14 protein-coding genes and 2 pseudogenes are annotated in these 20,625 nt (G+C 42.7%); 15 read left to right on the top strand and 1 reads right to left on the bottom strand.

Annotated features, from left to right (window positions below; all coding sequences use genetic code 11):
- Window positions 1-169: 169 nt before the first annotated feature.
- The 11 genes and pseudogenes from BRO54_RS04840 to BRO54_RS04780 all read left to right on the top strand — a co-directional run bounded on the left by BRO54_RS04840 (window position 170) and on the right by BRO54_RS04780 (window position 14,076).
- Window positions 170-709, top strand: coding sequence for an NfeD family membrane protein (locus BRO54_RS04840; protein ID WP_084544542.1), 540 nt, complete (start codon window positions 170-172; stop codon window positions 707-709).
- Window positions 710-730: 21 nt separating this feature from the next.
- On the top strand, window positions 731-2,251 hold the full coding sequence (locus BRO54_RS04835) for a flotillin family protein (RefSeq protein ID WP_074043269.1): 1,521 nt from the start codon (window positions 731-733) through the stop codon (window positions 2,249-2,251).
- Between the two features lie 143 nt (window positions 2,252-2,394).
- Window positions 2,395-3,315, top strand: coding sequence for a diacylglycerol kinase (locus BRO54_RS04830; protein ID WP_074043306.1), 921 nt, complete (start codon window positions 2,395-2,397; stop codon window positions 3,313-3,315).
- Window positions 3,316-3,390: 75 nt separating this feature from the next.
- Entirely contained in the window at window positions 3,391-4,767 is a 1,377-nt protein-coding gene (gene rlmD / locus BRO54_RS04825; RefSeq protein ID WP_074043268.1) for a 23S rRNA (uracil(1939)-C(5))-methyltransferase RlmD, read from the top strand.
- Window positions 4,768-5,223: 456 nt separating this feature from the next.
- Window positions 5,224-5,349: pseudogene (locus BRO54_RS20420) on the top strand (DUF4351 domain-containing protein); the annotation flags it as partial.
- 387 nt (window positions 5,350-5,736) lie between these two features.
- Window positions 5,737-5,904 carry a hypothetical protein gene (locus BRO54_RS20025; protein ID WP_023633335.1) on the top strand — a complete coding sequence of 56 codons (168 nt, stop codon included), beginning with the start codon at window positions 5,737-5,739 and terminating at the stop codon, window positions 5,902-5,904.
- Window positions 5,905-5,916: 12 nt separating this feature from the next.
- Entirely contained in the window at window positions 5,917-6,270 is a 354-nt protein-coding gene (locus tag BRO54_RS04815; RefSeq protein WP_074043266.1) for a type II toxin-antitoxin system PemK/MazF family toxin, read from the top strand.
- Window positions 6,271-6,909: 639 nt separating this feature from the next.
- Window positions 6,910-8,367 (top strand): type I restriction-modification system subunit M, encoded by a 1,458-nt coding sequence (locus tag BRO54_RS04805; RefSeq protein ID WP_074043265.1) that lies wholly within the window; start codon window positions 6,910-6,912, stop codon window positions 8,365-8,367.
- Window positions 8,368-8,374: 7 nt separating this feature from the next.
- Entirely contained in the window at window positions 8,375-9,550 is a 1,176-nt protein-coding gene (locus BRO54_RS04800; RefSeq protein ID WP_021322246.1) for a restriction endonuclease subunit S, read from the top strand.
- Window positions 9,551-9,598: 48 nt separating this feature from the next.
- Entirely contained in the window at window positions 9,599-12,940 is a 3,342-nt protein-coding gene (locus tag BRO54_RS04795) for a DEAD/DEAH box helicase family protein (RefSeq protein ID WP_074043305.1), read from the top strand.
- A gap of 668 nt (window positions 12,941-13,608) precedes the next feature.
- Window positions 13,609-14,076: an Rpn family recombination-promoting nuclease/putative transposase gene (locus BRO54_RS04780; RefSeq protein ID WP_239691207.1), complete on the top strand. Its 468-nt coding sequence runs from the start codon at window positions 13,609-13,611 to the stop codon at window positions 14,074-14,076.
- A gap of 26 nt (window positions 14,077-14,102) precedes the next feature.
- Here the strand turns inward: BRO54_RS04780 and BRO54_RS04775 are convergent.
- Window positions 14,103-14,383: pseudogene (locus BRO54_RS04775) on the bottom strand (IS982 family transposase); the annotation flags it as partial.
- Window positions 14,384-14,596: 213 nt separating this feature from the next.
- Here BRO54_RS04775 and BRO54_RS04770 point away from each other — a divergent pair.
- From BRO54_RS04770 to BRO54_RS04755, 4 genes are read left to right on the top strand one after another with little or no spacing between them, the layout of a single operon-like run.
- Window positions 14,597-15,565: a helix-turn-helix transcriptional regulator gene (locus tag BRO54_RS04770; protein WP_068895525.1), complete on the top strand. Its 969-nt coding sequence runs from the start codon at window positions 14,597-14,599 to the stop codon at window positions 15,563-15,565.
- Between the two features lie 17 nt (window positions 15,566-15,582).
- Window positions 15,583-17,340 (top strand): eIF2A family protein, encoded by a 1,758-nt coding sequence (locus BRO54_RS04765; RefSeq protein WP_068895523.1) that lies wholly within the window; start codon window positions 15,583-15,585, stop codon window positions 17,338-17,340.
- 12 nt (window positions 17,341-17,352) lie between these two features.
- Window positions 17,353-18,852 (top strand): AAA family ATPase, encoded by a 1,500-nt coding sequence (locus BRO54_RS04760; protein WP_068895521.1) that lies wholly within the window; start codon window positions 17,353-17,355, stop codon window positions 18,850-18,852.
- A gap of 14 nt (window positions 18,853-18,866) precedes the next feature.
- Window positions 18,867-20,339, top strand: a complete 1,473-nt coding sequence (locus tag BRO54_RS04755) for a hypothetical protein (protein WP_068895519.1) — start codon at window positions 18,867-18,869, stop codon at window positions 20,337-20,339.
- Window positions 20,340-20,625 lie beyond the last annotated feature (286 nt).

Genomic DNA, 20,625 nt, shown 5'->3' with positions numbered 1-20,625 from the left:
ATCCATGCAAGGCAAAATCCTGCCTGACCACAGCCTTTTTCACAGAAGTTTTTTGTTCAAAGAAAGGAAATAGGAAAGAATTTGTCGAATTTTGATGGCATTGGAAAAATGATGAAACCAACCGTTGCCTCGCCCGTATCAATAGGTAAAGGCGAAAGGAGGGAGGGAAATGATTTTTGGCCATCCGCCTGAGGTCATATATGGGATCGTGCTGGTGGTCAGTGCGGTGTTGACGGTTGTGTATTTTTTCTTTAGTGATGTGCTAGATGGTGCATTTGATGTAGTGGACCACCCGTTGTTCAGCCCGCAGCTCATTTTATCATTTTTCATCGTCGGCAGCGCGGTCGGGCTGTTGGCGGAAATGTATACGGATTGGGCATCAGATTCTATCATTTGGCTTAGCATTGGGGTGGCGCTTGTTGCCGTGTTGCTTTTGCACTTTTTCGTCTTTTTGCCGCTCCGCTCGGCCGAGGCGTCGCTTGGGTATACGGACACCGATTTGGAGGGGTCGCTTGCCAAAGTGATCGTCTCGGTGCCGCCTGACGGGTTGGGGGAAATTCTCATTTCCCGCAAAAGCGGGGCGGTGGCCAAACCAGCGAAGAGTGTGAACCATGAAGCCATTCCGTCGGGGGAAGAAGTCATTGTCGTGCAAATGGAAAACGGCGTCGCGATGGTAGCGAAGCACGATCCGTACCATCTTTCCATCTAACATTATGAAAGGAGAAACGTCATGACTGTTGCGCCATGGTTGATTGTCATTGGTGTCGTCGTCTTGCTTCTTGTTGGACTTATTGCCATTTTCATCGCCCGCTACCGCACGGTCGGGCCGGACGAGGCGCTCATCGTCACGGGCAGCTACTTAGGAAGCAAAAACGTTCATGTCGACGAATCGGGAAACAAAATTAAAATCGTCCGCGGCGGCGGCACGTTTGTCGTGCCGATTTTCCAACAGGCCGAGCCGCTTAGTTTATTGTCGATCAAATTGGATGTGCAAACGCCGGAAGTGTATACGGAACAAGGTGTGCCCGTAATGGCGGACGGGGTGGCGATCATTAAAGTCGGCAGCTCGATCGGCGAAATCGCGACCGCGGCCGAGCAGTTTTTAGGCAAAACGCGCCAAGACATGGAAAACGAAGCGAAAGAAGTGCTCGAAGGCCATCTCCGCTCCATTCTCGGGTCGATGACGGTAGAAGAAATTTACAAAAACCGTGATAAATTTTCGCAAGAAGTGCAGCGCGTCGCTTCGCAAGACTTGGCAAAAATGGGGTTGGTCATCGTCTCGTTTACGATCAAAGACGTGCGCGACAAAAACGGTTACCTCGATGCGCTCGGGAAACCGCGCATCGCTCAAGTGAAGCGCGATGCTGACATCGCCACGGCCGAGGCGGAAAAAGAGACGCGCATCAAGCGAGCCGAAGCCGATAAAGAAGCGCGCAAAGCGGAGCTCGAGCGGCTGACGGAAATCGCGGAGGCGGAGAAAATCAACCAACTGAAGCTCGCTGAGTTCCGCCGTGAACAAGACATCGCCAAAGCGCGCGCCGATCAGGCGTACCACCTCGAAGAAGCGAAGGCGAAGCAGGAAGTCATGGCGCAACAAATGCAAATTAAAATCATCGAGCGGCAAAAACAAATCGAGCTTGAAGAAAAAGAAATTTTGCGCCGCGAGCGCCAGTACGATTCGGAAGTGAAGAAAAAAGCCGACGCCGAGCGCTATGCGATTGAACAAAAAGCGGCGGCGGAAAAGGCGAAGCAAATCGCCGAAGCCGATGCGCAAAAATACCGCGTCGAAACGCTGGCGAAAGCGGAAGCGGAGCGCATCCGCCTTGACGGGTTGGCGAAGGCTGAAGCGGAGAAAGCCAAAGGGGAAGCGGAAGCAGAAATCATCCGCCTGAAAGGTCTCGCCGAAGCGGAAGCGAAACAAAAGATCGCCGAAGCGTTCGAGCGCTACGGCCAAGCAGCTGTGCTCGACATGATCATCAAGATGCTTCCGGAATACGCAAAGCAGGTGGCGAGCCCGCTGGCGAACATCGAGAAGCTGACGATCGTCGACACCGGCTCAGGAGCGGGGGGCGGCGCCAACCGTGTCACGGGCTATGCGACGAACTTAATGGCGAGCTTGCAGGAGACGTTAAAAGCCTCGACGGGCATCGATGTGAAGCAGTTGCTTGAGAATCTCACGACAAGCGGTGCATCATCGGCCGTCACGGCCAAGCCAACCGTTTCCGAAGATGCGAATGCGAGCCAGTCATGAACATGGTGTGCGGCGCCCTTGATCGAACGAAGGGCGCTTTTTCTCGTGGTCATACTTGCGACATTCTTCGGAGTTGCGCATCAAGCATTGTTTCGCTATGATGGGAACGAGTGGAATGGAAAAAAGGAAGTAGGTTGAGGATGATGAAACGAGCTCGAATCATTTATAACCCGACATCGGGGCGCGAACTGTTTAAGCGCCATTTGCCCGATGTGCTCGTTCGGTTGGAAAAAGCGGGCTATGAAACGTCATGCCATGCGACCGAAGGGCCGGGGGATGCGACGAAAGCGGCGCGTCAGGCCGTCGAGCGGGAATTTGATCTCGTTGTCGCCGCGGGCGGCGACGGAACGATCAATGAAGTCGTCAACGGCATCGCTAATCAGCCGTATCGGCCGAAATTAGGCGTGATCCCCGTCGGGACGACGAACGATTTCGCCCGAGCCATCGGCGTGCCGCGCTCGATCGAAGGGGCATGCGAGGTGATCGCCACGGGCGAGCCCGTCCCCATTGACATCGGCTGTGTGACGAACGAAGACAAAACGCGCTATTTCATCAACATCGCCGGCGGCGGCCGCCTGACGGAGCTCACCTACGAAGTGCCGAGCAAGCTGAAAACGATGCTTGGCCAGCTCGCCTATTACTTAAAAGGGATCGAGATGCTTCCGTCCATCAAGGCGACCGAAGCGCAAATCGAGTACGACGGCAAGCTCTTTGAAGGCGAGATTATGATGTTTTTAGTTTCGCTCACGAACTCGGTCGGCGGTTTTGAAAAACTGGCGCCCGATTCGTCACTCAATGACGGTCTGTTCGATTTTATCATCGTTAAGAAAACGAACTTGGCCGAATTCATTCGCCTTGTCACGCTCGCCGCGCGCGGCGAGCATATCAACGACCCACATATCATTTACACGAAAGCGAACCGGGTGAAGGTGCGATCGCCGATGCAGCTGAACTTAGACGGGGAATTCGGCGGCATGCTTCCAGGGGAATTTGTCAATTTGTACCGCCATTTGGAAGTCATCATGCCGAAAGACAAGGCGGAACAAGTGAGAACAGGAAGATGAGCCTGTTCTTTTCTTATGTCTAAGCCAATAAGGGAACGCTAACGGTATAAACCGATCGGCAGAAAGGAGAACGACATGACGAAGCAGCAAGCACCGGTTGCTAAAAATGAATATTATGACGTCGTATTCACGGATTTGACCCACGACGGTCTCGGAGTGGCGAAAGTCGACGGCTTTCCCTTGTTCGTGAAAAACGCGCTTCCCGGCGAGCGGGCGAACGTGAAAGTCGTCAAAGTGAAAAAAGGCTACGGGTACGGCCGGCTTATCGAGCTGTACGAACCGAGCCCGGACCGCGTCGAGCCCCCGTGCCCCGTCTATCGCCAATGCGGCGGCTGCCAGTTGCAACACCTAAGCTACGGGGGCCAGCTGAAAGCGAAGGAAAAGCAGGTGAAAGAAGTGCTCGCCCGCATCGGCAAGCTTGACGGCGTCACCGTCCATCCCGTCATCGGGATGAAGAACCCATGGCGCTACCGAAACAAGGCGCAAGTGCCGGTCGGCGAGCGCGAGGGAGGGCTGGTCGCGGGCTTTTACAAAGAACGGAGCCATGAGATTATCGATATGGATGCCTGTCTCATCCAACAAGAGAAAAACGATGTCGTCGTTCAGACGGTGAAGCGCATCGCCGAGCGTTATGGCATTCCCCCGTACGACGAAACCACGCACAAGGGCGTTCTCCGCCATATTGTCGCCCGCTACGGCGCGGCGACAGGCGAGGTGATGGTCGTTCTCGTCACCCGCACCGAGCATTTGCCGCACGAACAAGAGATCGTCCGCGCCATCGTCCGTGAAATCCCGGACGTGACATCGATCGTGCAAAACATCAACCCCGAGCGGACGAACGTCATTTTCGGCGCCCAAACGCGTGTGTTATGGGGGAGCGAGTTCATCACCGACCGCATCGGCGACATCCAATTCGCCATCTCGGCCCGCTCGTTTTACCAAGTCAATCCGGAACAGACGAAAGTGCTGTATGACAAAGCGCTCGAGTACGCTGAGTTGACCGGATCGGAGACGGTCATGGACGCCTACTGCGGCATCGGCACGATCTCGCTCTTTTTAGCGAGAAAAGCGAAGCATGTCTACGGCGTCGAAATCGTCCCAGAAGCGATTGAAGACGCCAAGCGCAACGCCGAGCTGAACGGCATCACAAACGTCACCTTCGAAGTCGGCGCCGCCGAAGACGTCATCCCGCGCTGGTATCAGGAAGGCATCCGCGCTGACTGCTTGGTCGTCGACCCGCCGCGCAAAGGCTGCGACGCCTCGCTGCTCGAAACGATCATCGCCATGAAGCCGCCGCGCGTCGTTTACGTCTCGTGCAATCCGGCGACACTCGCCCGCGACTTGCGCATCTTAGAAGACGGCGGCTACGAAACGATCGAAGTCCAGCCGGTCGATATGTTTCCGCATACGGCGCATGTCGAGTGTGTGGCGAAGATTCAGTTGAGATTGTAAACACAAAATAAACTCGTTCCACTTAAAAAATAACCGTTCATAACGAAAAATAAAGTCGGGCTTTGGATGAATTTTACTGGAAAAAGAAACAGTCCATCTCCCGCTCCTGATGGGGAAAGAAGAGAGGGAGAAAAAGCGGGGGAATCATTGAGAAATCAAGGAAAAAGGGATCGAGATGAGGAGGGATGAGAGGGAGGAAGCGGGGGGAAGCGCCCACGTTCTTCCCTTTTTCTTTTTCCAAAAATCGAAATAAAGTGGGTTCGTTTGGAGGAAAAAAGCGGGAAAAAATCGGAGAAAAACATCGAAAAAATCGGGGGAGAACGAACGAGTTTATTTCCAATGGGAAGAAATGGGGACGTAAGCATGCGGGTTGGAGAGGGGGAGGGAGGAACGAGTTTATTTTGAATTTACAGAGATAAGGCAACGGGCCGGTCCATCCGGCCCTGTTGTTTGTAATTTACGATCCAATTTCCGTTCTTTACTGTTCTTGACTTCCGCTTTCTAACGGTGGAATTGCGCAAACTGCCGTGGCGGGAGTACATCCGCCATGACAATCCGGTTGCCGCCTTAGTAAGTAAAGTCCTATAAGACGAGTTATGTTAACTTAAAAATCAAAAGGTTCATATTCCATGTGTCAGCGCCTATCCCTTATATTCATTGATGTGTTTTTGAATGTGAAAAGACACGATGTCAATCATTGAGTCTTTCGATCAAAAAAGAGGTAAATAGGCTATGATGATATTGTGAATATTGAAATGATATGTATTGCGATCATGATAAGACGTGATCCCTCTTCATTGATTTATTCTCTTCTTTGCGTCATTGTGATATATGTTTGTTTACTGTCTTCCCTTTTCCAGATATAATAATGATAAGAACTTGTAGCGTTTGTCCAAAATCCATCATTCTAAATTGTTTTCCCTATGGATATACTGGTACCACCTACATTCTTGATTAGGTGGTGGAAAAATGAAGAAAAAGGAGCGTGAAGACATGACTCCAGCAACAGAAATCAAAAAACCAAGTCTTCAATCATTGATTGAAAGCGGCAAAGTAAAAGTATTTAAAACAGATGATGAAGGCCGGGTTCTTTTGAATCCTGATGATCCAGATGATTTGGAATGGTTTGAAGATTGATGAGGGATCATAATGAACGTCAAGCCTGGAGATATTTATGATGTTTATTTCGGCTTCGAAGATCAACCGGGCGGAAAATTTCGCCCGGTTCTTATTGTGGAGATAGAACATAATATTGCTGCTGCCGTTGCAATCAAAATAACATCAAAAGGACCTAAAGCTCCTCCCACCATACATGATCAATATCGAATTGAGATTCAGTATTATCAGGAAGCGGGATTAACGAAAAAATCATGGGCAAGATGCGAAAAATTCAGGGTATTTCCATTATCTGTATTTAATGAGACTAATAAACGTGGCACATTGCATCCTGATGACTTTGAAAGAGTTTACAGTGAATATTGTAAATTACGATTTTTTGAGTGATAGTATAAGTTGAAATTTTATTTTCCATCCAGCCGATCACTCGCCACGTTATATCAAAGTCGACTTGTATGGAGGTAAAACAGAAACGAACAATCAGAAATTCTTTATTGCAACTTATATAGCATTTGTTAGATCGATATTCCCTCTCTCCTGTTTGCAAGATAAAAGGGAGGAGGTGAAATGATGCCCGCCATCCCACGCTGACTTGAATGGCGCCATCAACATCGCCAAAGCGATTTCGGGTTTGAGCGCCTAACCTAGCGCATTGGTCACAGGCGCGCCGTCCATCGGGGTACATGCTAACCCGATGGGACGGGCTGATGACACAGCCCCAAACTTGGGCGTTGTCCGAACCCGAAAGGGATGAGGACGCGAACGCCCCAAGAATCCCACGCCTTTAGGCGTGTGGAGTGTCAAATCAATCCTATTGAGAATCCACAACACTTGCAAGCGTTCCTCGAACGGTTATTGTGAACGACTCCCACTTCAAGCAAAGCGAAGTGGGAGTTTCTCCGTTCCACGACGAAAGCCACCTTCCGTCTTCCTGAGCATCAGCAGGCATAAAACTTATTTTTCTTCCCTTTTTGCGCCGAAAACAGTATATAATGGAGATTGGAAATAACAAGGAGGTACATAGGCATGCTCACAGGCGAATTGCGCAATAAAGTCGATAAAATATGGGAAACGTTTTGGACAGGCGGCATTACGAACCCGTTGACGGTCATTGAACAGTTTACATACTTGCTGTTCATCAAAGGCTTGGATGAAGTCGAAACGCAGCGCGAGCAGGAGGATGCGCTGCTCGGCATTGAATCGGAACGCATTTTTCCTCCCGATAAGCAGCACTTGCGCTGGAGCAAATTCAAACATTTTGAAGCCGTCCATATGTACGATGTCGTGTCCAATGAAGTGTTTCCGTTCATCAAAAACTTGCACGGCAATCGGGAATCGGCCTATGCAAAATATATGGGCGACGCCATTTTCATGATCCCGACGCCGCAAATGCTCGTCAAAATCGTCGACGGCATTGACCGCATTCCGATGAAAGACCGCGATACGAAAGGCGATTTGTACGAGTATTTGTTATCGAAAATCGCCACCGCAGGCACGAACGGCCAATTCCGCACCCCGCGTCATATCATTCACATGATGGTCGAGCTGATGAAACCGACGCCGGAAGACATCATCGTCGACCCAGCCGCAGGTTCTGCAGGGTTTTTAGTCGCGGCAGGAGAGTATTTGCGTAAACATCGCAGTGACTTATTTTTAGTGCAAAGTTTAAAAGAGCATTTTAATAACCATATGTTCTACGGTTTTGACATGGACCGCACGATGTTGCGCATCGGTGCGATGAACATGATGCTCCATGGCATTGAAAATCCGAATATCGAATATCGCGACTCCTTGTCGGAACAAAACAAAGATAAGGACAAATACACCCTTGTCCTTGCCAATCCGCCTTTTAAAGGTTCATTAGATTATGATGCAGTTTCAAATGATTTGTTAAAAGTTGTAAAGACAAAGAAAACCGAACTTTTATTTTTGGCATTATTCTTACGCATTTTAAAAACGGGCGGACGTTGCGCGTGCATCGTGCCGGATGGGGTATTGTTCGGCAGCTCCAAAGCGCATAAAGACATCCGCAAAGAAATCGTGGAAAATCATAAATTAGAAGCGATTATTTCGATGCCAAGCGGCGTATTTAAACCATACGCGGGCGTATCGACAGCGATTATGATTTTCACGAAAACGGGAGTCGGCGGTACGGATCAAGTATGGTTCTATGACATGAAAGCCGATGGATACTCATTGGACGACAAGCGCACCCCGATTGAAGAAAACGATATCCCGGACATCATTGCGCGCTTCCATAACCGTGAAGCGGAAAAAGAACGGAAGCGCACGGAGCAGTCGTTCTTCGTGCCGGTGGAAGAAATTCGTGAAAACGACTATGACCTTTCGATTAACAAGTATAAAGAGATTGAGTATGAAGAAGTGCAGTATGAAGCGCCGAGTGTGATACTTGAAAGAGTGGAAACGTTGGAAAAAGAGATTATGCAGGGATTACAAGAGTTGAAAGAAATGATAGGAAGGTAATGATTGAATGGAGTATGTAAAACTAAATGAATTATGTGAGATTAATATTGGGAAAACCCCTTCTAGATCAAATCAAGCATATTGGGGAAATGGAAACAAGTGGCTTTCAATTTCTGATATGCAAGGTAAATATGTATCTAACACGAAAGAACAGATTACTGATTTAGCTGTTAACGAGTGCAAAATGAAAATAGTGCCGAAAAATACTGTTTTAATGAGTTTTAAACTTTCTATAGGAAAAATAGCAATAACAACTGAAGAACTATATACAAATGAAGCAATTGCGTCTTTTCCTATCATTCAAAAGGATAAACTAATACCAGAATATTTGTATTATGCACTACAAACTCTTAAACTTGATAAACTATCAGACAGGGCTGTGAAAGGAGCTACGTTAAATAAAGATAAGTTGAATCAGATAAAAATACCACTTACTACGTTAGAACAACAGAAAAAAATAGTAAAAGTTTTAAATAAAGCCCAAGAACTCATCGACAAACGAAAAGCCCAAATTGAAGCGTTAGACCAGTTAACGCAAAGTGTGTTTTTGGAGATGTTTGGGGATCCAGTAAGTAATCCAAAGGGATGGGATGTTAAGAAATTAAAAGATATTGCGGAAATTGAGGATGGAGATCGAGGTGAAAACTATCCGAAGCAACATGAGCTTGTTAGTGAAGGTATACTTTTTTTGTCTACCTCAAACTTTGTGAACAACAAATTAGACTTATCGAAAGTAACGTATATTACAAAGGAAAAGTTTAGTCAATTGAGAAAAGGGAAATTAAGACAGGGAGATTTAATTGTTACATTAAGGGGATCCATTGGGAATATAGTCATTTTTGATGAAGAAGGTTATGACACAGGGTTCATAAATGCTCAAATGGCGATTCTTAGATTGAAAAATGTTAATCGAATTTTTTTCCAGCAACTTTATACATCTAATAGCTTTCAATTAGTTTTAAAGAAAACACAAACAGGATCTTCTCAACCGCAGCTTCCTTTAAAAAATTTAAAAGAACTTGAGATCATTATTCCACCTTTAGAGTTACAGGAATTATTTGCAGCTACTATACGACAAATAAACTTAAAGAAAGAACTTCTTTTAAAAAGTCAAGCAGAGATACAAAATATGTTCAATTCCCTTATGCAACGTGCATTTAAGGGAGAACTATTCAACGATTAATAAATGTGAAGGAAATTCATGTCGGTTTGGTCAGGGGAGGGGTATTTGTTGTTATCCAACTTTCAGTTTTTAGTAGGAAAACCTCATTATGAGAGCTTTACGAATGCGTGTTTAGAGGCGGAAAAAAGTTTAGTTGTGAGTCCGGCGACGTGCGCGATTTTGACGCGCCGCGCGCTGGAGCTTGCGGTGAAGTGGGTGTACAGCTTTGACAGCGCTTTGAAAGTTCCGTATCAAGATAATCTTTCCAGTTTGATTCATGACAACGTCTTTTTGTCCATTATTGATGAAGACTTGTTGCCATTGTTGCGTTACATTGTCAAACTGGGAAATGTCGCGGTTCATACGAACTCGATGATTACGCGGGAAGAAGCGATTCTTTCCCTGCATCATCTTCATCAGTTTGTGTCTTGGATTGATTATTGTTATTCAGATGAATACACCGCTACGGATTTTGATGAATCATTGCTGCCAATCGGAGAGGAAAAGCGCGAGCGTCCGGAAGAATTGAAAGATTTATACGAACGGTTAAGCTCGAAAGACAAGCGTCTTGAGGAAATGATGAAAGAAAATGAACAGCTTCGCGCTCTTCTCACCGCCAAACGGGAAGAGAATACAAAAGAGTACCACTTCCAAGTCGATGAACTAAGCGAATGGGAAACAAGAAAGAAATACATTGATTTAGATTTGAAGCTTGCTGGTTGGGAATTTAAAAAGGACGTTATTGTGGAATACCCTGTCGTTGGCATGCCGAATGAGGAAGGAGTCGGCTATGTCGATTATGTCCTTTTTGGCGACAACGGAAAGCCGCTGGCGGTCATCGAAGCGAAACGGACAACCGCTGATCCGAACAAAGGAAAGCAGCAAGCCAAGCTATATGCCGACTGTATTGAAAAAATGCACGGCCAACGTCCGATTATTTTTTACACAAACGGTTTTGAAACGTATATGTGGGACGATCTTAACTATCCGGCGCGGAGAGTTTCCGGTTTTTACAATAAGGAAGAATTAAGCTTGCTTATTGATCGTCGGACGATGAAGCGGCCGCTAAAAAATGTGCAAATCAATGACAACATCGCGAATCGTTATTATCAAAAAGAAGCGGTTTTAGCCGTATGCGACGCGCTCGAGAACAAACGGCGCAAAGCGTTGCTTGTCATGGCGACGGGGAGCGGCAAAACTCGGACAGCGATTTCGATTGTCGATGTTCTTACCCGTCATAATTGGGTAAAAAATATTTTGTTTTTAGCGGACCGCAAAACGCTTGTCACGCAAGCGAAAAATAGCTTTAGCCATTTGTTGCCGAACTTGACGCTTTGCAATTTGCTTGATAACAAAGACAATCCAGAGGAAAGCCGCATGGTGTTTTCGACGTACCCGACAATGATGAACGCGATTGATGATGCGAAGCGGAAAGACGGCAGACGGCTTTTTACGGTCGGGCATTTTGATCTCATCATCATCGACGAGTCGCATCGGAGCATTTACAAGAAGTACCGAGCCATTTTCGACTATTTCGATGCCATATTGCTCGGGCTTACCGCCACGCCGAAAGATGACATTGACCGCAATACGTATGAAGTGTTTGATCTGGAAAACGGCGTGCCGACGTATGCGTACGAGTTGGACCAGGCGGTGCAAGACGGCTATTTAGTCGATTACCGCACCATTGAGACAAAGTTGAAATTTTTGGAAGATGGCATTCATTACGATGAGTTATCGGATGAAGAAAAAGAGCGGTATGAAGAAACGTTTGATGATGAAGTAGGCGAGGATATTGACAGTACCGCGTTAAACGAATGGCTGTTTAATGACGATACGATTGATACGGTGCTGAGAGATTTAATGGAAAAAGGAATTCGCGTCGAAGGCGGAGACAAACTCGGCAAAACGATTATTTTTGCGAAAAACCATCGTCATGCGGAACGGATTGTGGAGCGCTTTGATCAATTGTTCCCTGAATACAAGGGCGGCTTTGCACGAGTCATTGATTACAGCGTGAACTACTACCAAACATTAATCGATGATTTTTCCGACCGCAACAAATGGCCGCAAATTGCGGTATCGGTTGATATGCTCGATACAGGAGTGGATATTCCGGAAGTCGTCAACCTTGTGTTCTTCAAGAAAGTACGCTCCAAATCAAAGTTTTGGCAAATGATCGGGCGCGGAACCCGTTTATGCAAAGACTTATTCGGAGTCGGGCAAGATAAAACGCATTTCCTTATTTTTGACTATTGCGGCAACTTTGAGTTTTTCCGCGAAAATCCAAAAGGAATCGAAGGAAAAACGGTGGAAAGTTTAACGGAGCGTCTATTTAATGCCAAAATCGAAATCATTAAAGAACTGCAACATTTACAATACCAAGAAGAAGAGTATATTGCCTATCGCAATGAATTGATTGACGAGGTGCTAGCGGAAATCAATAAGTTAAACGAAGAAAACTTCCGTGTACGCCAACATATTCAATATGTGCATAAGTTTAAAAACCGAGCCAAGTGGGATTCCTTAACAGCGATGGATGTTAATGAAATCAAAGAACATATTTCACCGCTGATTGTTCCACTGAACGATGATGAATTGGCGAAACGGTTTGATTTGCTTATGTACACGATCGAATTGGCGAAGCTGCAAACGAAAAATGCGACGAAGCCGATTCGCAGTGTGATTCGCACCGCAGAGGCGTTATCGAAGCTCGGTTCGATCCCGCAAGTGCAGGAGCAAAAATACATCATCGAAAAGGTGCAGACGGAAGAGTTTTGGAGCGAAGCCGATATTTTCGAATTGGAAGCTGTCCGTGAAGCGTTGCGTGACTTAGTCAAATTCCTTGAAAAAGAGACGCAAAAAATTTACTATACGAACTTTAAAGACCAAGTTTTAGAAGTCAAAGAAAACGGCCCGATGTTTACTGTCAATGATCTGAAAAATTATCGGAAAAAGGTGGAACATTATCTGCACGAACACCGCGACCAGATGGCCATTTACAAGTTGCGAAATAATAAAAAGCTAACCGTCCAAGACGTAAAAACGTTGGAGCATATTCTTTGGAATGAGCTTGGCACACAGGAAGATTATCAAAGAGAATTCGGAGACACACCGATTACAAAGCTCGTCCGCCAAATCGTCGGCCTTGACCCGCAGGCAGCCAACGAAGCGTTTTCCGAATTTTTATCAAGCGAACGGTTGAACATCCAACAGAGCCGCTTTGTCAAATTGATCGTCGATTACTTTGTGAAAAATGGAGTCATGGACAAGCGGGTGCTGCAGGAAGAACCGTTTAAAACCGTCGGCAGCATTGTTGAACTCTTTCAAGACAACATGGACGACGCGCGGAAGATTATTCGCATTATCGATGAGATTAACAGAAATTCAGAAGATATTGTGGGGGCGTAGCAAAAGCGTTCTTTGTGGTATCTAGTTAGCCGTTGGGTGTTGTTGCTAACGTTTCAATATATTCTGTTTTTCTTTGGTGTTAAGGCATCTTTGAGAGTGAAGTATCTCAAAGGTGCCTTCTATTTCTTATACATATAGAACGAAACGAGTATAAATGTTGTGTAGATAGCCCATATTGAGTCGAAATGGTTCGGCAAATATCCATGTATTTGATAATCTAAAATTGAGCCACTTTTCAACGGTTCGATCACATAAAAAATGAGCCACCCGATTTCCAATTTTCATCATCTTTGGCGAGGAGACCCCGACTTCTAAGCGAGAGCGAAAGTCGGGGAGGAATCGCCCTTCCTCCTTTCTTTTGTATATGATAGAATAAGAATGTGGAGAAAACCGTTGAATCAAGGCACTCCAATCCCCGTTACTCGATGTAGGGAGTTGGTTGCAGGAAACGTTGCAACCGTAAAACATCGAGCGTACATCCGTCTGTTGTGCGTGGAAGTCAAGTACTGCCTACAGACATGCCGAGCCACTCGGTAGCGATATAGGCATGACCTATGTCGTTGGGTAGTCGTCAACCTGCCCCTGATGCAACCCCAAGTCAAGGAAGGAGGACGAAGTCCGTTTGCACTTCTGGGGAGTGGCAAGCCCCCACTTCAAGCGTTAGCTAAGTGGGGGTAGTTGACGTACTCGACTTGTCACAATTTATGGTAAAATGGAAGAAATATCGGAGAGAAGTGAAACAGTCACCGGAATGGCCATGGCTAACGATGTTGTCGGCTGTCGATGGACGAACGAAAAAAATGGATGAAGAGATGTTTCGTGAATTGGAGGGAATAGCCATGACAGAACAAGACATTTTAGAAGCACTAGAAGAATGGCAAAACTTAAGCGTCGACCCCGAAAACCGCTACGCATACGAAATGCGGCTGAAATGGCTCCTTGATCAACTCTCAAACATTCGCGGCAGTCAGGAAGAAGGAAGACAAGAAGGATTGAAAGAAGGATTAGAACAAGGTCGAGAAGAAGGGAAAAATGAAACGATTCGAAAAATGGTCGAAAAAGGAATGAGTATAACAGACGTTGCCCATATTCTCGACATGACAGAGGAGGAAGTACGGGAGCGGTTGGGAGATTAGCGAACGGTGTCGGGTGCTGTTTGCGATTTGATCGCAAAGCGCAGCGCTCGGCAAGAACGTTCGAGAAACTGTCCATTCGTGAACAAGTTCCCAGTAACAAAGCGATGCCATGCACGTTCGGAAGAGAAGCCAAGCCTAAAAGATGAATGGCAATGATCACCGCGTCTTCTTGTTTCGCCAAATGACGATTGCGACGTTGAAGATAGCGTTGAATGTGTGACAGCTGGGCAGAAACAAAAAAGAAAATCGCTGCATATTGTTTTTGAATTTTTGCTTTGTCTGTAGTAAAACGAAAGTGCTCTTGCATGGAGATTCTCCTTTCGAATGTTTGGTCGCACTTTCATTCTAAAGGAGATCCGCAGGCAAGGGCTATTTTTATGTTTGCTCGATTTTATCTAGCACCATCGGTTATTTGATATAAACTCGGACTTTTAAAAAATATTTTGGTATGACAGATTCTGTCTAACCTATTTGATAATATAAGTATAAAGAATTAATTGGAAACTCTAAGGGTGATACGGTGGACAAAGAGAAAGAGGCGAAAATAAGTAGGGTGCTTAAATTGTATGATACGTTCCGAAAAGGGGGAGTTATCAATAAGAAGAGAACTGCTGATGAATTAGGTGTAAACGAAAGAACCGTTCAGAGAGATATTGATGACATAAGAATGTTTTTATCTAATAACTGTGCTGGTGAGGAAATACTATACGACTTTTCTAAAAAAGGATATTACCTAAGTGGATTTGTTAAAAATCCTTTAACTGGGGTCGAATTGCTAAGCATCATAAAGATAATTTTGGAGAGCAGAGCTTTTTGTAAATCAGAGATGAATGGGTTAATTGATGCTCTCCTTAGTCAGGCAACTGAAGAGGATAGAAAATTTATAAAAGCTATCATTGGAAATGAGTTAATTCATTTTCAACCATTACAGCATAACAAACCCCTTCTGAAGATGATTTGGGATATTGGTTTTAGCATTAGAAACAAACAAATGATAGAGATAACTTATGAAAGAATGGATGGAAAAGAGTCAGTAAGAATTGTAAAACCCGTTTCGATAATTTTTTCCGAATATTATTTCTACTTAATTGCGTTTATAAAGGATAGTGAATATCAATCACCAGCTTTTTTTAGAGTGGACAGAATTAAGCATTTTAAGCTGTTACAAGAGAAATTCAAATACTCCGAAAAAGACAGGATAGAAGAAGGGGAGCTTAGAAAACGTATTCAATTTATGTATGCAGGAGACCTAATGACCATTAGATTTAAATTTTTTGGTCTTTCGCTTTCTGCTGTATTGGACAGGTTTCCTAATGCTAAAGTCATTGAAGACCTTCCAGAAGGATGGTTAATTGAAGCGGAGGTTTATGGAAAAGGATGCGTGATGTGGCTATTGAGCCAAGGAGAGCGTGTAGAGGTTATTAGTCCTCAAAGTCTAAGAGATGAAATGAAAAGAACCATTCAATTAATGGCTGATAAATATGATTAAAAGAAAGGGGTTGGGCCATGCTTAAGAGAAGTATTAAATTTCCTTTGATAATGAAGTCAGGTGCAAAGGTGCGAACTATAGAAGAGTTAAGAGCAAATTTTGACTTGGAATCAGTGATGGAGCTATTTTTTGATGGCAGGTTAAAGGTATGGTTAGAACAGAGATTTTATAAAAACGAACTTGAACAATTGGAAAGAATTAAGGATATACCTATTGAAGAAGCGGAAACTATTGCAAAAAGATTATTTGAAATTTTCAACATCCCTTTTTCTGAAGACCATTTGGATGTTAATCACATAATTAAAAAAAGACAGAAGATAGAAATGTTAAAGCAATTCACAAATGAACAAATTGAAAATGTAGACCAGGTAGCAACATCGCAAGAGGAACTATGCAAGATTTTGGAGAACAGCGTGTTAAATAATGAAACAACAGTATATTTATTGGGAGATATTTTTGAGGTCAGCGATAAATATTCACATGTTCAATACGTTGGTTTAAATAATCCCAAAGTAAAACTGTTGTGTGAAGGGACTTTCAATGCCAAACAAAAGGGTATCTCTTTTGCTAATTTAGTTCTAACTTCAGATACAGATATTAGATTCAAGCCAGGTACGAACTCTAATGTTACATTTGAAGGAAAAAATATATCGTTGCAAAAAGGTGATTTTAATAATCTTATAGGAAGTATAAAGATTGATTACAGTCAGTTTGGAGATTCGGGTTTTTCTGATGGTCATAGAAATATTTTTGTATATGAAAATACGATTGTAGTTAGAAAAGGAAAATGTTTTGTTTTTTATGATTTAAATAGTGGAAAGGGGATTAATCAATTCAAATCGAATTTTTTTGGTTATGATGATATAAAAGCATTTAGAGAAAAGCATATGTTTTATATTTTAGATTATGAAAAAGTAGATGGTCCAGGTAATCGATATAAGAGTGTGTTATACATCTTTGATTTAAATAATCCATATAAAATGAAAAAACAAGAATTGGATTTAATTTGGAACGAGGGAGATGTAAATGCGTTCGGAAATATAACTATTGAAGATAATAAATTATTTATCAATGAAATTTCTAATGGTTTTCTGGGAACAGGGGATGTTAGCTATTATTCATATTCCATTAATTTAAATAACTTAAGTATTATAAGCAGTAAGTCATACAGAAAAATTAACATGAAGTTAAAAGATCTGAGAGCATTTTCAAGAAATGAAAACGATTGTTTTTCAATTTATAGACAACAACTTTATTATATTCCCTCTTACGGTGCGGGAGAATTGTTTAATCCAAAATCATTTTATCCAATGTTTAAAATAGGAATGAAAAGCTTTAAGATTGCATCGGATAAGATATTTGCTGTCCCGTTAAAAGGCAACCAACGAAATGTTGATGGAGGACTATATTTCGGGAGTTCTCTGTTTCCACTAAGAAATATATATTCCTTCTTAAAAAATGAAAAAGATAAAGAAGGAGAAATTGCTGTTTTTGACTTGAATACAGGTAATAAGATAGCAGATTTACCAACACCTCCATTTTATTTCATGAATGTGGTTGATAGATATTTAGTGACTGCAAGAGTTGGTTTAAAAAGAGAAGATGGTACAGAAAAACCAGGGGAAATTAGTATTTGGGATACTGATACATTAGAAAAGTTAAGCACGATACAAGTACCAGGATTGTTTGATTGGTCTTATGAATTTGATATTGATGTTAGCGATGATAAAATGGCAATTCTATATAAGGACCAAGTGTTTGTTTATGGATCGTAGGGAGGGGAGCAAATGCTTTTAGAACAGGTAAAAGAAAAGGTATTGCATTACGTTGACGCACAATTTCCTATTCTTTATCTAAATACATTTGAAGAAGCAAAAGCTGATGAAATCATAAAGAAATCTGCTTATGGAAGAGAAATTTTAGAATGGAATGCATCAAGAGGGTTTGTTGATTTCCGAACAAAACTTCCTCTTCTGGAGGGCATGGATCGATTAGAAGTTACTTTATCGCTTTTGAATAATAATGATGAACTAAGAGGAAAAATCCTCGTAATAAAAGACGTGCATCACTTTATTGACAATCCTTATGTCATTAGCAGGTTAAAAGACATTTCTCTTCGTATTCATAATGGATTGGAAACAATAATCTTTCTGGTTTCGCCAGTTTTGAAAATTCCTGTTGAGTTAGAAAAGTATACAACCATTATTGAAATGGATTATATGGGAGAAAAAGAAATAAAAAGTTTGATTAAACAGTTTATAGAGGTTAATGAACTACCAGACATATCTGACTCGTTGTTAGAGGAGTTTACCACTGCCTTTAAGGGGTTAACTGAATACGAGATTATTAATATTTTATCCCTTGCCTACTCAAAAGATGGTAATCTGAATCGTAAAGATTTAGAAATTGTATATGAGCAGAAATACCAAATGATTAAGAAATCAGGAATTCTTGAGATGATTCCTCTAAAGGAAAGCTTTGATGAAATCGGAGGACTTGATAATTTAAAAAAATGGCTTTTCAACAAATCCCGCGTCTTTAAAAATATGAACAAGGCAATTGAATACGGAGTTGATATTCCAAAAGGAGTATTAGTTGTAGGGATGCCTGGCTGTGGGAAATCACTAAACGCTAAAGCAACAGCTCACCTTTTTGGTATTCCTTTACTTCGGTTAGACATGGGAAGATTAATGGGGAAATATGTTGGAGAGTCTGAAGCGAATATGAGAAAGGCGATTAAGTTAGCGGAAGCGATTTCTCCTTGCGTTCTTTGGATTGATGAGCTTGAAAAAGCCTTTGCAGGTATCGGGAACAGCGGGAACACAGAGGTAGCCAGTCGATTGTTTGGTCATTTTTTAACATGGATGCAAGAAAAACAGAGCCCAACTTTTGTAGTCGCTACTGCAAATGATATTTCCAACTTACCACCCGAATTATTAAGAAAAGGTCGTTTTGATGAGATATTTTATGTAGATTTGCCTACAGAAGATGAAAGAAAAAAAATTTTTGAAATTCATATTGGAAAACGAAGAAAAGAAGATTTGGAGAAAATCGATGTAGCTAAACTGAGCAAAAAAACAGATGGATATAGTGGGGCAGATATTGAAGGAGTCGTAAAGGAAAGCATAGAGAAAGCGTTTGTTGCTGGTAAAGAGTATGTCACAACAGAAGATATTCTTACTGTGATAGAAAATACTCGTCCACTATCAGAACTATTAAAAGATAAGATAAAGCTCTTAGCAGAAATTTATAAAAATAATCACTTTAAACCTGCATCCCAAAAATAAGAGAGGGGAAGAGAATGAGTTATAGGGGAGACAATCAGGAGGCATTAGAACTTATCGAACTTATTCAAGGTACTATTGAGAGTTATTCAAAAAAAGAAAAAAGTTTAACAGACGATGCTTGGATTAAAAATGAGTTGCGAAACAACAATTTAGAGATTGATGAGAAAGAGATTGAGGTATTCAGTAAAGAAGTATTAGAAACCATAGAATTGAACAATAGGAACATTGAAAGTATTAATAGAGCAATTGAAAATGGGGTTTCTAAAGAAGCATGGTTTCAACAGAAAGTGCAGGAAGCTTCTGCTGGAATGTCGGTGAACCAAGTTGGGCAATACTTGCAAAACATTGATAATGCAATTAATAATGCAAACGATTTAATGAGTCAAGTAATTCTGAATAATGATGGTACTATTAATCGTAATATTAATCTTGATGGTTTTATTTTTGAACAACATCATGCTAATTCCTTCAATTTAGACGTTGCATTAAAAGGTGGAGATTATAAAGCCGAGGCTTTGAAACCAAATCCTGGGGAAATTTATAAAAGAAATTCTGTGGATTTAGTTATTAAGGATAACCAAGGTAGAATAGTAAAGAAATATCAAGCAAAGTTTTCCTCAGATTATAAAAATGCAACCATAGCCTTTAAGAAAGGGAATTATAAATTTCAGGGAAAACTTGTTGCAAAGGGTCAAGTCGAAAATGTGGCAAAAAGCACAGACACGATAAGCATTAAAAACTATAAAAGCACACCTTTAAGTAAACAAGAGGGAAAAGAGCTTCAGAAACTTGCACAAAGCGGAAAACAAATAGAGGTTGATTGGAACTACTATAAATTAAAAGATTTAACGAGTCATATGACTAAAAATGTAGCATTAGCTGGTGTGCGATCAGCGGCCATTGCGGTTGGGTACGATTTAGTTTATAAATCGATGACCAATAAAAATATTGAAGTAAATGAAGTGGTGGAGTTAGCACTTAAAACAGGGGCGGATTCAGGTGTAAAGACTTCAGTAACGGTTGCTTTAAAAATAGCCTCAGAAAAAGGGCTTTTAAAAGCAATCCCACCTGGAACCCCCCCAGCAGTAATTGCCAATATTGCAACTGTATCCATCGAAAACGTGAAAGTTTTAAATAAAGTGGCTAATGGTGAATTGAGTGTTACTCAGGGACTTCAACAAATGGAGAGAGTAACAGTTGCTACTGTTGCTGGATTGGCAAGTGCAGAATTAGGAACTGTTACAGGCTCGGTAGCAGGAGCTTTGGCTTTAAGCTGGATACCGATTGTGGGTAGTCCAGTAGGTGCTGTAATAGGAGGAATTGTTGGAGGTACAGTTGCCTACATGGCTGGTTCAACAATTGGTGGTAAGATATGTGAAACCGCCCAAAAGGTTAGGAAAACTGTCGTTGCTTCATTAAAGACAGGAGCAAGAGCAGTTGGAACTGCGGTTAACAAAGCAAAAAATTTTGTTAAATCACTTTTTTAGTTTGAGTGAGCATTTTTCCATTAGGATCGGTGCCTGTGCACTGCGATCCGAAAAGTAGACAGTATAAATTCAGTTAACTCATATTTCGCAACCTTTGCATAATATACAAAAAATAACCAAAATATTCGCATAAAAATAAATTTTTATACAAATATTGTAAAATAACTAATTTTTATTCACTCAAATCAGGCTTATTTTGAATTTTTATTCAGGGTGCGAAATGTGAGGTTAACGTGAAGGAATCAGAGCGAAACAGTTCTGATTCCTTTCCTTTTCTCGTCTTTTT

The organism is Geobacillus proteiniphilus (assembly GCF_001908025.1).
Taxonomy (GTDB): domain Bacteria; phylum Bacillota; class Bacilli; order Bacillales; family Anoxybacillaceae; genus Geobacillus; species Geobacillus proteiniphilus.
The sequence above is the reverse complement of the archived record's forward strand: the minus strand, read 5'-3'. Positions and strand labels throughout refer to the sequence as shown.

Bases quoted from the DNA above. Each gene is read 5' to 3' on its own strand.
- BRO54_RS04815 (WP_074043266.1), top strand. From the start codon at position 5,917: ATGAACGTCAAGCCTGGAGATATTTATGATGTTTATTTCGGCTTCGAA.
- BRO54_RS04765 (WP_068895523.1), top strand. From the start codon at position 15,583: ATGCTTAAGAGAAGTATTAAATTTCCTTTGATAATGAAGTCAGGTGCA.
- BRO54_RS04835 (WP_074043269.1), top strand. From the start codon at position 731: ATGACTGTTGCGCCATGGTTGATTGTCATTGGTGTCGTCGTCTTGCTT.
- BRO54_RS04805 (WP_074043265.1), top strand. From the start codon at position 6,910: ATGCTCACAGGCGAATTGCGCAATAAAGTCGATAAAATATGGGAAACG.
- BRO54_RS04755 (WP_068895519.1), top strand. From the start codon at position 18,867: ATGAGTTATAGGGGAGACAATCAGGAGGCATTAGAACTTATCGAACTT.
- BRO54_RS04840 (WP_084544542.1), top strand. From the start codon at position 170: ATGATTTTTGGCCATCCGCCTGAGGTCATATATGGGATCGTGCTGGTG.
- BRO54_RS04800 (WP_021322246.1), top strand. From the start codon at position 8,375: ATGGAGTATGTAAAACTAAATGAATTATGTGAGATTAATATTGGGAAA.
- BRO54_RS04830 (WP_074043306.1), top strand. From the start codon at position 2,395: ATGAAACGAGCTCGAATCATTTATAACCCGACATCGGGGCGCGAACTG.
- BRO54_RS04760 (WP_068895521.1), top strand. From the start codon at position 17,353: ATGCTTTTAGAACAGGTAAAAGAAAAGGTATTGCATTACGTTGACGCA.
- BRO54_RS20025 (WP_023633335.1), top strand. From the start codon at position 5,737: ATGAAGAAAAAGGAGCGTGAAGACATGACTCCAGCAACAGAAATCAAA.
- rlmD (WP_074043268.1), top strand. From the start codon at position 3,391: ATGACGAAGCAGCAAGCACCGGTTGCTAAAAATGAATATTATGACGTC.